Annotated in this window: 6 protein-coding genes; 4 read left to right on the plus strand and 2 right to left on the minus strand. The window is 35.0% G+C overall.

The annotated features are described in order from the left end of the window. Position 1 precedes the first annotated feature (1 nt). Positions 2-1,390 carry a peptide MFS transporter gene (locus D1816_RS13425; RefSeq protein ID WP_118503444.1) on the minus strand — a complete coding sequence of 463 codons (1,389 nt, stop codon included), beginning with the start codon at positions 1,388-1,390 and terminating at the stop codon, positions 2-4. Positions 1,391-1,407: 17 nt separating this feature from the next. Continuing rightward, on the minus strand, positions 1,408-3,579 hold the full coding sequence (locus tag D1816_RS13430) for a S9 family peptidase (protein ID WP_118503447.1): 2,172 nt from the start codon (positions 3,577-3,579) through the stop codon (positions 1,408-1,410). A 249-nt stretch (positions 3,580-3,828) separates the two neighbouring features. On the opposite strand from D1816_RS13430, the gene D1816_RS13435 reads away from it, so the two are divergent. From D1816_RS13435 to D1816_RS25655, 4 genes are all read left to right on the plus strand, one after another. Further along, positions 3,829-5,145 (plus strand): hydroxymethylglutaryl-CoA reductase, degradative, encoded by a 1,317-nt coding sequence (locus D1816_RS13435; protein ID WP_066317621.1) that lies wholly within the window; start codon positions 3,829-3,831, stop codon positions 5,143-5,145. Between the two features lie 266 nt (positions 5,146-5,411). Beyond that, positions 5,412-10,865, plus strand: coding sequence for a T9SS type B sorting domain-containing protein (locus D1816_RS13440; protein ID WP_158597709.1), 5,454 nt, complete (start codon positions 5,412-5,414; stop codon positions 10,863-10,865). A 132-nt stretch (positions 10,866-10,997) separates the two neighbouring features. Continuing rightward, positions 10,998-11,921: a GYDIA family GHMP kinase gene (locus D1816_RS13445; RefSeq protein ID WP_066317627.1), complete on the plus strand. Its 924-nt coding sequence runs from the start codon at positions 10,998-11,000 to the stop codon at positions 11,919-11,921. Positions 11,922-12,278: 357 nt separating this feature from the next. Further along, a complete protein-coding gene (locus tag D1816_RS25655; protein ID WP_120702398.1) occupies positions 12,279-15,008 on the plus strand; it encodes a sulfatase-like hydrolase/transferase in 2,730 nt (909 codons plus the stop codon). Positions 15,009-15,189 lie beyond the last annotated feature (181 nt).

Below are 15,189 nucleotides of genomic sequence, written 5' to 3' on the forward strand. Positions count from 1 at the left end.
CTTAATTATCTGCTAATTCAAAACCTTCAGCTTCTTCATGAATAGTTCCTTCTTTATCCTCTACTCCGTGAGTCAATATTTCTAATTTCTTTCTAAAAATCATTACAAGTAAACCAAACACAACACTAAATACTGCTATACCGGTAAAGATTGTAAACTCTCCTAAATTTTCTGCAGATTCCCCTAATAAACCAGCTAACTTATTTCCAAAACCTGTCATGGCAAAATACACCCCCATCATTAATGCCCCATACTTTACAGGAGCTAATTTGGTAATAAATGACAAAGCAACAGGCGAAATACAAAGTTCTCCAATGGTATGAAATAAGTATGCTAATACCAACCAATACATAGCAGAAGAGCCATTTGAATTAAACTCCATAGATGCTGCTGTCATAAAAAAGAAACCAATACCCATAACAATAAGACCTATTATCATTTTAAATAATGAACTAGAGACCTTACCCTTTAATTTTCTACCAGCCCAATACAATGCAACTGTTGTTCCTAGGAAAATAATAAACATTGAGTTTAAAGACTGAAACCATGAAGCAGGTACTTCCCACCCCATTAGCATTCTATTCGTTTTTTCTCTTGCATAAAGGTTCATTAATCCACCCGCTTGCTCAAAAGCTCCCCAAAAAACGATAACTAATAAGAACGAAATAAGAAGCACTATAACTCTATCCTTCTCTATCTTAGTTAAAGGTTTTTTCATAGCCTCTTTGTCTTCAGTTTTTTCAGAGGTCCCTAAGAAGTTACCTACATTAACAAGATATTTTTGTCCCCAAAGAAATTGAATTAACCCTAGAGCCATTCCAATTCCGGCAAGACCGAAACCATAATGCCAACCATGAACCTCACCTACATATCCTACTATAATACCAGCAAGAAAAGCACCAACATTTATTCCTATATAAAAAATAGTAAATCCTTTATCTCTACGAATATCTCCTTGTTTATATAAACCACCAACCATTGTAGAAATATTTGGCTTTAGCATACCAACTCCTGCAATGATCAAACCAAGACCAGAATACCATGCCCACATTTCTTCGATTGCCAAAATACTATGCCCCGCAACTAGTAGAATACCACCTACCAAAACGGATTTTTTTTGACCTAAAAACTTATCGGCAATCCATCCTCCAGGAATAGATGCTACATACACTAACATTGTATACCAACCGTAGAGTGCTAAAGCTTCACCAGATGACCATCCTAAACCAGGGTTTTCATCCACAGTTTTGGTTGTAAGATATAATACAAAAAGTGCTCTCATTCCATAGTACGAAAAACGCTCCCACATTTCTGTAAAAAATAGTATGTATAATCCTACCGGATGTCCAAAAAGCTCTTTTTGATGAGCTGGTTTAACTGTATTTGCCATTATGTATGTTTAATTAATTATAAGTTCTCTTTAATGAAATTTGTCATCTTATTATACAAGTGCAATCTTGTATTTCCACCATAAATACCATGATTCTTATCTGGATAAATTGCCCAATCAAAATCTTTATTTGCTTGAACTAAGGCTTCAACCAATTGCATAGTATTTTGCACATGAACATTGTCATCTGCACTACCATGAACCAATAAAAACTTACCTTTTAATCCTTTTACGAAATTAATCGGTGAATTATCATCATAACCTTTAGCATTTTCTTGTGGAGTCATCAAATATCGTTCCGTATAAATGGTATCGTAAAACCTCCAACTAGTTACAGGTGCTACTGCGATTGCCATTTTAAACGTATCTGAGCCCTTAAACAAGCAATTACTAGACATAAATCCACCATAACTCCATCCCCAAATACCTATTCTCCTAGCATCAATATAAGGCAAAGCTCCTAGTTGTTTTGCCGCAGCTATTTGATCTTGCACTTCTAAATTTCCTAAATCATTTTGAGTAGCTTTCTTAAATTTTGCTCCCTTTAAACCCGTTCCTCTACCATCTACACACACTACAATATAACCTTGTTGCGCTAACATCATATACCAATAATCATTAGCTCTATGCCATGTATTTGCAACAGACTGAGATCCTGGTCCAGAATATTGATACATAAACAAGGGATATTTTTTCTTTGGATCAAAATCTTTAGGTTTTATGGTCCACATATTTAATGTTTCCCCATTTACTTGTATTGTAGAGAATTCTTTGGGTCTCACATCATAACCTTTCAGGTTATCCAGTAATGCCTTATTATTTTTAATCTCACGCACCACTTCACCATTTGCGCCGTTATTTAATGTAAACTCATAAGGGGTAGTTGCGCTAGAGAAATAACTTATATAAGAACTAAAATCAGCACTAAATTCAGCATCATTGGTTCCTTCTTTTTTACTTAATCGTTTCTTACCTTTTCCATCTAAACCGATTGCATACACATCACGGTTAACACTACCATTTTCTACACTTTGATAAAATATCTTCTTATTTTTAGTATCATAACCATAATATTGGGTTACTTCCCAATTTCCTGTGGTCACCTGATTAATTAATTTACCAGTTGCTGCATAGTGATAGATATGGTTGTACCCATCTTTTTCGCTAGTCCAAATAAAACTATTATCTTCTAAAAAAGTAAGATTATCTGTAATATCTACATATGCTTCATCCTTTTCATTAAGTACTATTTTTGGAGCCTTTGTTTTAGCATCTACAAAAACTAAATCCAAGTTATTCTGGTGTCTATTCATTACTTGTACACTCAAAACATCTGGATTTGCTGTCCATTTAATTCTTGGGATGTAGAAATCCTTATAATCACCTAATTTAATCTCATCAGAAGTCATGGCAGAGAGATCTGCTACAAACAAAGAAACTTTTGCATTCTTTTCTCCTGCTTTAGGATACTTAAACACATCTTGTTTTTGATATAGTTCTTTTCCATAAACATCCATAGAAAATTCTGGGACATCTCTTTCATCAAATCTTAAAAATGCAATCTTATTGCTATCTGCACTCCAGTCAAAAGCTCTTACAAAAGAGAATTCTTCTTCATAAACCCAGTCTGTAATTCCATTAATAATTTCATTTTTCTTACCATCGTCTGTTAATTGCACTTCTTGTCCAGTAACAAAATTTAACATGAAAAGATTATTATCTAATACATATGCAATCTTATTGCCATCTGGTGATAATAACGGAGATTGAATTTTTTTATCACTAACTTTAAAAATACCTTGAGTAGGTACATCATAGATATGAAAAATCCCCCTAGAAGAGCGACGATATATTTGTTCTAATTCACTTGAAAGCAGTATCCTATTTTCATCTTTACTAAAGGTGTATCCTTGAAAAGAAGCCAATCCGTCTATAGATGAAGAACTAACTAGTGTTTTCGTCTTCTCACCAGTTTTATAATCGTAAATATTAATATTACTGGCCCCAGAAGCTTTATCCCGTTCTAAAACAGAGTATCGCGTTCCGTTTTTTAAGGAGTGTAATGACTGGAAACCTTCGGTAGAAAAGGCTCCGCCCCATATTTCATTAAGTGTAAAGCTTTTGTTTTGAGCGATGGTTATACTACTTACAAAAAGAGTAATTCCAAAAAACAATTTTGTTATTTTCATACTATACATGTATAAATTGTTACTATCAAGAATACTAAAAAATCCGTGAAAAATACAACAATTGCTGTTAAATACAATAAAATTATTGGGCTAGAAACGATATTTTTTAACATATCGTCAAATAAATCTAAAATGTGCTGTATAATTAAATGATACTGCGATAGTTTAAAAATAACTCTATGATACTTTGATTATGTATATGATAAAACAGAATAGTATATTTGAACGCACTTAATAATTTAAAGTAAAATGACTCCCGTAGTTTCTGGATTTTCTAAACTCTCTAAAGCAGATAAAATAAAATGGATTGCAGAATATCATTTTAATAATGATGTAAACGCAATCGATACACTAACCAAGTATTGGAATTCTAATGAGAAGTTACAGAAATTACACGATGAGTTCACAGAAAATACAATCTCTAATTATTACCTTCCTTTTTCTGTAGCCCCCAATTTTTTGATTAATGGGGAACGATACACCTTACCAATGACCATCGAAGAAAGTTCGGTTGTTGCAGCTGCTAGTAAAGCTGCAAAATTTTGGCAAACTCGTGGAGGTTTTCGTGCAGAAGTTATATCTACGACTAAAGTTGGACAGGTACATTTTACATACGCCGGGAACGTAGAAAAACTAGAACATTTCTTCTCTACTATCAATAAGAAATTAATAAATAGCGTTGCGCATATCACTAAAAATATGGAGAAACGTGGCGGCGGCGTTAAAAAAATTGAACTTAGAAATAAATCTACTGATATTGATAATTACTATCAATTGCATTGCACTTTTGAAACAGCAGATGCTATGGGTGCAAATTTCATTAATTCATGTTTAGAACAATTTGCTAAAACTTTACTATCAGAAGCTCAAAGTTATAGTGAATTTAATGATGATGAAAAAGAGATTGAAATTATCATGAGTATTCTCTCTAATTATGTACCACAGTGTATAGTAAGAGCCTCTGTTTCTTGTCCCGTTTCTGAATTACCTAATACAAGTAAGCTTTCTTCTCTACACTATGCAAAAAAGTTTATTCGTGCTGTTCGTATTGCCGAGGTTGAACCTTATCGTGCCGTCACACATAATAAAGGAATAATGAATGGAATTGATGCCGTAGTCTTAGCTACCGGAAATGATTTTAGAGCTATCGAAGCTGGAGCACATGCCTATGCTTCTAGAAAAGGTTCATACGCAAGTCTTACCGCCGCTACGATTAAGGATGATGTTTTTACATTTTCTATTGAAATTCCTTTGGCTTTAGGTACTGTTGGAGGTTTGACAAACTTACACCCTTTGGTTAAACTTGCATTGCAACTCCTGGGTAGTCCAAATGCAAAGAAACTAATGGAAATTACTGCGGTTGCAGGTCTTGCTCAAAACTTTGCTGCAATAAATTCCTTAATTACTACAGGAATTCAACAAGGCCATATGAAAATGCACCTAATGAATATCTTAAACCAGTTCGAAGCTACTAAAAGTGAAAAAGAACAGCTTATCGAATATTTTAAGACCAATACAGTTACTCATAGCGATGTTGTTACTCAAATTGAAAGACTAAGAAACTAATGCAACATTTCTCTTTTAGGTATCATCTTAATTTTATTTTCTGACAACACTATTTATAACTGATCTTATACACTTCAAAACAAAACACTTATCCATATATCAATTTATTTTGACACCAAATTTGTGCTCTTATAAAGGATATCTCGAATTATAGTTGTTATTCTAATAGACTATAAACTCAAGGAATCATCTCGTTAAGTTAACCCTTAACAGAAAAAGCTAATACCTATAGTATAGGTATGTGCAACAGACACAAATCAATAATAATGAAGCAACCTCACTTCACATTACTTTTACTAGTATTATTCCCTTTCTTTTTACATTCACAAGTACCTACAGATATCAATTCAGGTAATCCTAATTTTCCATTTCCTCAATTTCTGGCGTATGAATATAACACTAGTCATCGTCTAGAAAATTTAGCCAATCAAAATGCAGATGGTCTCGTACATGCCGAGATGGAAAAAAGAATTCGAGAAGCATGGCGTATAATGGCCAATCGATTTAAGTATACAGGAGAATCTCATGCTGGTGTACCCTATCTTTACAGTAATATTGGTTGTCCATACGATTGTAGTGAAGGCGTAGGGTATGGTATGATAGCCGCTGCATATATGGGAGACAAAACTATTTTTGATGGTATCTGGTTTCGTGAACATGATGTACGAATGGTAAAACATCCTAGATATATCGATGGTAATATCCCTAGACCAACCTATGCATATGGCGACAATTCACTTGCCGAACCAAACAATGGAGTATTACCCGGCACTGGTGATGTGTCAATTGGAGAAGTTGGAAATGATTCGGCTACCGATGGAGATGTAGATATAGCTTTAGGATTATTAATGGCCTGGAAACAATGGGGAGATGACTCTGGCTATTTAGATTCTAGAGGAAATAAAATAAGCTATAAACAAGAAGCTTTAAATGTCATACGAGGCTTAGTCGAAATACAAGATTTTCCACTTTCTACAGGATGCGACGCTGTTGTTGGTGTAATTGGTTTTGACGGGTATTTTAAAGATGGAAACTCACAAGGAGAGTTAACAAATTGGGCATTAGGTCAAAACCCTTGCCCCGAAGGAGGTAAAGTAAAAGGACAACTTCATATTGATTACGTAGCTCCCGCATATTGCAAAGCCTTCGGTGATTTTCTTGAAGCCGAAGGAGATCCTAGTGATGTCGCCTGGAATATTCCCCAATTTAGAAGAGCAGAAGCCTCTTCGGACTGGTTAATGGGTGAATTATACAAACAAGGCCCCAACACAATTCCAACTGCAGGTGATGTTTTTATGGATGCCGCGAACAATGCCACATTTGCTAATTTTAATCCGGGAGAAGATTTTAGGCATGCCTGGAGAACAATCCTAAATCACACCTGGCATGGTAATCCAGAAAATTCATGGAACCCCACGACCCATCAAGTAATTCCGGGAGCAAATTCAATCAATAAAGATATGGGGCAACGATTTAGTAAATTTCTCGCAGATCCTACCATAAGTGGCAACCCCTGTGTAATTCCTGGTGGTGCATTAGGTATGACATTTCAAGGGCCATCCCAATTACTTTGGCAATATGATCCCAATACAGGAATTGGATCAGGGTTTACTTTAAATTGGACCCCTGCAGCTGGCACTCCATCTGCTGTGTCTTCTCAGGATTTTGATCTTATGGGAAAGTTATATCGTCAATGCGCCATAGAATGGGAACAACAAGATCTTAGTATTGTAAACTTAGATTCTAATCCAACATATTTTCATGGCTTTTTTAGGTTATTAGGCATGTTAATTACCACTGGAAACTTCCAATCACCTATGAATATAAAGCCAGAAGCTAACATAAAAGTATATACCAAAGTAGATAAAACTGCTGCTTTTACTGGTGACGAAGTAACATTTACTATTTCATATCGAAATTACGGATCTGTAGCTGCGCAAAACGTAATCGTACAAGATGTAATCCCTGTTGGATTAGAATTTGTATCTGCTACTAATGGTGGGGTACATACTGGAGGTACAGTTTCCTGGAATATCGGAACGGTATCGGGTTTCAAATCTACAGGAGGTATTACTCCAACTACAGGAGAGGTTAAAGTTACCTGTAAAGTACAACCGTCATTTTCTGGTCGAATTTGTAACCCAGTTACTATTACAACCACTAACGGAAAAGGGTGGACCTCTAATGATTTTCCTAATAATCTTACTCCGGTGATGGAACGTAATTGTGTTGATATTATCGAAAAAGCATTAGAAATTGAAAAAACTGTAGATTTTGATACTGTAAATCCCGGTGACGTTGTAACCTATAGTATTGATTTCAAAAATTCGTCAAAAGGAGGCTATATTAATGGAGGTCGATCAGGTGTGAATTTTGCATATGCTCGATCTGGTGCTCCTAATGGAAACACTCAAGGAATCAAGGTAAGGCTATATCACGGAGCCGCAGAACCCTATATTAATTACGAGAACTATCGAATTTCTTTATTTTTAAATGACAATACCTTTGACTGTTTATCTGGAGAACCTGGTTGCACTAATGGTTGGGGATTACGTACCAATGTTTACGAAGGAGGTAGCGCAGGAGGTATTCGGGTTTCTCATGAAAATATAGTTCCTGGATCCGATGCAAAAGGTGCCTGGAACCAAAGAGTGATCGTACAATTTTCAGATCAACTATGTGCCCCAACTCCCCATTTATTAAGATATTCTGGCACATCCCGAATTCATGAAGGAGGAAGCATGCCTTTAAGAGCCATATGGGATTTATTTACAAGTAATTTTGGTAGTATTGACTGGTCAGACGATTGGTCTTGGGATGCAACTGCAACTGATTTAGATACAGGTTTCTTTTATCCTATCACAGATGATTGGACCGATCCTGAAAATCCAATTCCGGTTGACAAATATCATAATGAAGCATGTGAAAAACCTACAAAGACCGTAAATAATATTTTAGTCGAAGAATGGGATGGTTATGTTTGGCGTAGGGTATTTGGAACAGGACCTGTACCAGGTCGAGATGTAGAAAACGTGGTCATTACGGATATATTACCGCAAGGATTTACATTTGTTGAATTTGTTGGCGATTCTCCGTTAGGCATTGCCCCTATAGCATCAACACTTCCTGATGGAAGAACAGAAATTAGATGGGAAATTCCTAGATTACAAATTAGCCAAGGCGGAACAATAAGTTATAAAGCCAGAGCAGATTTTAGTAGTGGCACATGTGATCAAGTTGATGAAGTTCAAACAAACTCGGCATCAATTACTGCATTGAACGAATCTGCTATTGTAAGTACTGCAGACGTAACCGTAACCTGTAACCCTGTTATTCTACCTCCAAAACCATCTTCAATGACCAAAATTGCAACTCCTAAAGTAGCTGATGTTGGAGATCAAGTAGTCTATACTTTAGCATACACCAATACAGATGGTTCTCCTATCGAAGTTGATTTTAACGATACAAATAACTGGACAGCTCAAACCGGAACTAAAATGGGTGTAACTGGAGGCTCATTAACATCTGTACCAAATAACTTAGGAGTAAGCACGTATAATTATTCTCATGGTACCAATGGTACTTTAGAAGCTACTATAGATTTCGACCCAAATCAAGCTTTTGGATTTACCATGCGCCATACTGGCGGAGCGATCAATAATGGATTATACATTGTTTTTAAACCAAATCCCGGTGGCGGATCGGTAGATACTCAAGTATATAACGGGACATCAATCATTGATCAAACTATTCTGGGTTTTCCTGGAAATCCTATGGATATTAAATTGTTATTAAACGGAAATCAATTAAATGTATGGTTAGGAAATACTACCAACCCTACACCAACATGGTCTGTAACGGGCTTACCTGTAAAAGCCGGTAGCGCTGGATTTATTAACGCTTTTCCTGATGGAAATGACGCTTCTGGATCCCATACTGTATCTCGTTTCAAAACAAGTATGGACTCTGCTTTTAATGTACAGATTACAGATCCTATCCCTTCCGAAGTATCTTTTGTTTCAGCTTCTGACTCTGGCACAAGCAATGCCAATATCGTTACCTACCCTATTATACCAGGACCGGTACTTGCAGGAGAAATAATAAATTATACATGGACAGCATTAATAAACAGCTGTCCAACGAGCACCTCAAAAATTGTAAATATTGGATATACTAATATTCTAGGGGCTCCCAACAATAGTATTGCTGCTCAAGCCTTAGTTGACTGCTCTGGAATAGACCTATGTGCAACACCTATCCCCGAACCTATTGTTAATAATGCTAATTTTTGTTTAAACGATAGTCCGGCGGATCTCAATACATTTATTAGTGCAACAGAAACAATCATTTGGTATGCCAATGATTTAAATACTAGCCCACCTATAGCAAAACCAACGGTAGATACTTCTATCTCTTCAAATACCACCTATTATGTAAGTCAACAAGATAGTAATAGTTGCGAAAGTACCAGAATCCCTATTATTGTTAAAGTCATAGATCCTGGAGCACCTATTAATGATACTAAAACTATTGTTAGTGCTACATCCGTACGATATGACATTACCGTAGGTTTTGGGCTTACTCTTGGAGATTTTACTTGGACAGCTATGAACAATCCAGAAGTAAATGGAGCAACTGTCACAAATGCTACTGACGCGATTATCGATGATATTCTGGTAAATACTACGAGCATACCTCAAGTAGTTACGTATTTAATCGAATCAAATACGGCGGGAGCATGCGGAAGTACAAGTTTTGAACTAGAAGTAATTGTAAATCCTTTACCTTCGGTAACACTTAATGCTACATCTGTTATTGAGGGTGAGTCTATTGAAGTTTCTATAGAGTTAAATCAACCCAGCACTACCGATATCACACTAATTATTGGATTCACTGGAGTTACAGCCGATCTAAATGACGTAGACTTATCGACAGAAAGAATCATCATATTAGCCGGCCAAACTACTGCTACTTTTATACGTTCTACAATTGATGACATTTTAGTTGAATCCAACGAAACAATCTCTATAGGAATTGATACTATAGAAACAGGTTCTTTAAGTGATAGCAATGCAACCGCAATTGCTACAATATTTGACAATGATGGTGTAACTAACACTCCACAAATTACCTTAGTAGACAATACCGTTGAAGAGGGTAGTACTTTAAACTTCTCTGTTACTTTAGATCAAGTGTCAACCGAAGATATTATGCTAACATTTGGCATTGAAGATATAACTACTACAGCACAAGATTATGAACCGATAAACTTGCAAATCACTATTCTGACAGGAGAAACAAACTCTTTAATCTCTATACCTACGGTTGATGACACCATAGAAGAAAATAACGAAACCATGCTTATTAAAATAAATACTGTTGACGCAGGTTCAATTAGTAATCCCAATCAAACCGCAACTGGAACTATTATAGACAATGATGATAATACCATAGAAGAAATCATTTCTTTTCCAAAGTATTTCACTCCTAATGGAGATGGTTTTCATGATAATTGGAATGCAAATACTAGTGTTAGAGACAGTGTAAAATTTATCTGGATATTTGATCGATATGGTAAATTACTAAAACAGCTATCACCACTAGGTAATGGTTGGAATGGCGAATTTAATGGTCGATTGCTTCCCGCAGCAGAATATTGGTTTAAAGCAGAGTTTAAAGATGGCACATACCATCAAGGACACTTTAGTTTAATCCGATAACCCTAAGACCCACTATACTTCATTTAAGGCTACATTATGTAGGATAAATAAAGTTGAGATGAAGATAAATTTATTATTAATTTATTTCAAAATTCAACAAGTATATTATATTTACATTATATATACCTACACATGAAAAAGTCTTTTTATAGCCATGGCAAATTATTACTTACCGCAGAGTATTTAGTATTAGATGGTGTTAATGCTCTGGCAGTTCCTACTCAAAAAGGACAATGGTTATTTGTTGAGGAAAATGAGACAGATCAAATCATTTGGCGTAGTTATGACCAAGAAAACACTTGTTGGTTTGAAACACGATTAACCATAAATGAAACAAGTTTATCTCCTACTCAAGAGAATCCAGAAGAAAACTCAATAACAAATACATTAATCACGATCCTTACTTCGGCAAAGGAGCTAAACCCTAACTTTCTTTCTTCAGGAAAAGGATATCTTGTCGAGGCGCGACTAGAGTTTAATCGTCAATGGGGACTTGGCTCTTCTTCGACATTAATCAACAATATTGCCCAATGGGCAAAAGTAGACGCTTTTAAACTCTTGGATCAAAGTTTTGGAGGAAGTGGTTATGATATTGCATGTGCTCAAAACGATACTCCAATACTATATAAACGTAATGAGGGCAAACCTATAATTAAAGAGATCAATTTTAATCCTAAATTCAAAGAAAACTTATTTTTTATATACCTCAACCGAAAACAAGATAGTAAAGAATCCATAAAGAGGTATCAATCTTTACCTCTAAAAGACTTTGATAAAGCCGAAGAAATGGTAAATCAAATTACAACAAAGCTATTAGATTCTGCTACTCTAGAAGAGTTTAAATCGTTAATAGATCAGCATGAAGAAATTATTTCTAAAATTATAAAAACTCCTACGGTTAAATCTACACTATTCCCCGAATATGGTGGTAGCATAAAGAGTTTAGGTGGTTGGGGAGGAGACTTTATTCTAGTTACTGGTACTTTATCTGATATTGAATATTTCAAAACTAAAGGATATTCGACGATTATTCCTTACGAGAAAATGGTTTTGTAAAACAATAAATTTCGAAGATTTTAAGACTGCTTCTTTAGTAAACTCATAGAGTCAAAATTCAACTCACTACCCTTCTAATTATAGATTCGCTTAAAAAACAAAATAACCTTGTACTTAGAAGAAATTCTAAAGCAAGCGAAGCTTCTATTCTCTAAAAAGAATTAAACTCCATCTTATTTCATACCAAAAAAAACATTAGTAGTACACAATTACCAATATGGTATATAATTAATTATCAATGAACTGCAAATATTAGCTATTTTTAATGTTGGTGAAAGTACCTTAAAACCTATCTCAAAACCTATCACCATATATACGTTCATACCAGAACACATCAACTAACTTAACATATTACACATGAAACTAAAATCAAGATTATTTGTATTATTTCTTTGTTTTGCTTTTTTATCAATCGCACAAAAAACAAAAGACTCAAAAGCGGCAGTAAAACCTAATATTGTAGTAATACTTACAGACGATGTCGGTATTGGTGATATCTCTGGTTACAGGAAAAAAAACTCTAACAATATTATTGTACAAACACCCGAAATTGACAAACTAATGCGTGATGGGATGCATTTTACAGATGCTCATTCACCTACAGCACTATGTGCTCCCTCCAGATATAGTATTATGACAGGAAATAATACATATCGAAGTTTTGCACCTTGGGGAGTATGGGGATCTTATCAAAAAAGCCCTGTTGAAAATAATGACCTAACCCTAGGTAAAATCATGAAACAATCCGGTTACAATACTGCTTTCTTTGGGAAATGGCATTTAGGAGGCGATTATTATCGTAAAGGTCAAAGGCCCAAAATATATAGAGGCCCTCGTAATGCACCCGAATTAAATGTGGATATTACCGAGATTGTAAAAGGCCCTAAAGAGTTAGGCTTTGATTATAGCTTTATGTACCCTGCAGGAATTCAAGATGCTCCTTATGTTGTTTTTGAAAACAGCAAATGGTATCCTCTTAAAAACAATTCAAAAATTGATTTGATTACTCAAAAAAAGATGGATCAAATCAATGTTACATTAGATAAAGATGAAGGACTTGGTGATTCTGAATGGAATCCGTTTAATATGGGCCCCTTATTAGCTACTAAAGCAGTTGATTATATCAAAACCAATGCAGGTAAAGCAAATCCTTTTTTTATGTATTACTGTACCCAGGCGGTACACAAACCCCATACTCCTATTGATTTTCTTGACGGCAAAAAAATTAAAGGAAGCACCCCCGTACTGCATCTGGATATGATTGCAGAACTAGATGCACAGATGGGCATGTTAGTTAAAGCTCTTAAAGAAAAAGGGGTGTATGAAAATACTATTTTCATTTTCACATCTGATAATGGTGGATTAACATTTGGGCAAACTACTCAGACTGGTCATAGACCAAGTGATATTTACAGAGGTGGTAAAAACCAAATTTATGAAGGAGGACATCGGGTTCCTTTTATTGCTGTATGGCCTAATAAAATTCCAAAAAACAGTGTTTCTAATGACATAGTTTCTGCTCAAGATATTTTATCTACTATTGGAGCTGTTAACAATCAAGCAATTCCTGATAATGAAGCCAAGGATTCGTTTAACTTATTGCCGATCATGTTAGGAAAAGTAGATGCCAAAAAGCGTAAGTTTTTAATGATTCAAGGTGGTACAGCTAGAGAAGTAGCTTATCGAGAAGGAGATTGGAAATTGATTATGAAAATGAATAATCAAAATCAACCTTCGGCTAGAGAACTATATAACTTAAAATCTTCACCATCTGAAAACAACAACTTAATTAATGCTCAGGCTCAAAAAAACAGAGTTACTCAAATGTTGGCTAGTTATAACCAAATCAGAAACTCTAAAACCCCTACAAAAACCTTGCATGGTGATAGTTCTGGACCAGATCCTGATCCAGGATCAGGAGATACAGCGCCTATAGGAAAAATAATTACTTTGCAAAAAAGTGGAGGAGATAAAAAATTTGTTACTACCGAGAGCGGGAATAACAATCAACTAAGCGCACAAGTAAGTAGCGCAGGCACTAGTGAAGAATTTTTAGTAGAATCACATCCAAAAGGAGGAATAGCTTTAAAATCTATGGCAAATGACAAATATATTAGAGTACTTAATAATGACACTAATATACCCATTCGAGCAGCAGCCTTAGCTAAAGGAGATTGGACTCAATTTACATGGAAAAACCAAGGTACAGGAAAAGTAGCACTTAAAAGTGTACATGCAAATAAATGGATTCAGGCTAGTTGGAATCAAAACAACGCTGTTCTTCATCCCAAAGGTGAAAACCCACAAAACTGGGAAACCTTTGATTGGAAATCAACAACCGATGGTGGGAATGGAAATAATACAGTTCCTATTGGAAAAGTGATTTCATTACGCAAAGATGGCGGAGATAAAAAATTCGTCACTACCGAGAGTGGAAATAACAATCAACTTACAGCAAATAGCGCTTCCGTTTCTGGTGATACACAAAAGTTTTTAGTTGAAACACACCCTAAAGGAGGTGTTGCCTTAAAAGCATTATTAAATAATAAATACATTAGAGTATTTGGTCAAAATACAGATATCGCAATTAGAGCTGCAGCTGGTGTAAAAGGAGATTGGACCCAATTTACATGGCAAAGTAAAGGATCAGGAAAAGTAGCACTTAAAAGTGTGCATGCAAACAAATGGATTCAAGCTAATTGGACTCAAAACAACGCTGTTCTTTACCCTAAAGGGAATAGTGCAGAAAACTGGGAAACTTTTACATTTCAAATAGAATCATCCAACAAACAAAAAGAAATCAGTTCTTTGGATATAGACTCAAACTCAAATATTAAAGTACATCAAAACTTTATTAAAAATAATAGCCTACACCTAAAAGCTGATTTTCCTGCAGTTGGTAATGCAACTATAACAGTATACAACCTTACTGGCAAACAAATATATTCGGCGCTACATAAGGTATCGAAAACAGGAATACATACGATTTCAATGGACATTAACAAACTAAACATTTCAAAAAGAGGTGTTTATATTTTAAAAATGACCATGAATAACCTTGAGACTCTAGTGAAAATTATTAAGTAAACAATTTCTACATATGAAACAAAAAAGGTTCCTAATACAATAATTAGGGGCCTTTTTTGTGTAATATATGATCCCTCCTAGTAATTTCTTTTTTATGTAAAACAACTTCAAGATTCATTAGAGCCTTAATATTCTATTTATAATATAAAAATATAATACCTAGAATTATGATGTATTGTAT

It is taken from the genome of Aquimarina sp. AD10 (assembly GCF_003443715.1).
GTDB lineage: Bacteria > Bacteroidota > Bacteroidia > Flavobacteriales > Flavobacteriaceae > Aquimarina > Aquimarina aggregata.

Coding starts and splice junctions, on each gene's coding strand:
- D1816_RS13435 (WP_066317621.1), top strand. CDS start 3,829: ATGACTCCCGTAGTTTCTGGATTTTCTAAACTCTCTAAAGCAGATAAA.
- D1816_RS13440 (WP_158597709.1), top strand. CDS start 5,412: ATGAAGCAACCTCACTTCACATTACTTTTACTAGTATTATTCCCTTTC.
- D1816_RS13425 (WP_118503444.1), bottom strand. CDS start 1,390: ATGGCAAATACAGTTAAACCAGCTCATCAAAAAGAGCTTTTTGGACAT.
- D1816_RS25655 (WP_120702398.1), top strand. CDS start 12,279: ATGAAACTAAAATCAAGATTATTTGTATTATTTCTTTGTTTTGCTTTT.
- D1816_RS13430 (WP_118503447.1), bottom strand. CDS start 3,579: ATGAAAATAACAAAATTGTTTTTTGGAATTACTCTTTTTGTAAGTAGT.
- D1816_RS13445 (WP_066317627.1), top strand. CDS start 10,998: ATGAAAAAGTCTTTTTATAGCCATGGCAAATTATTACTTACCGCAGAG.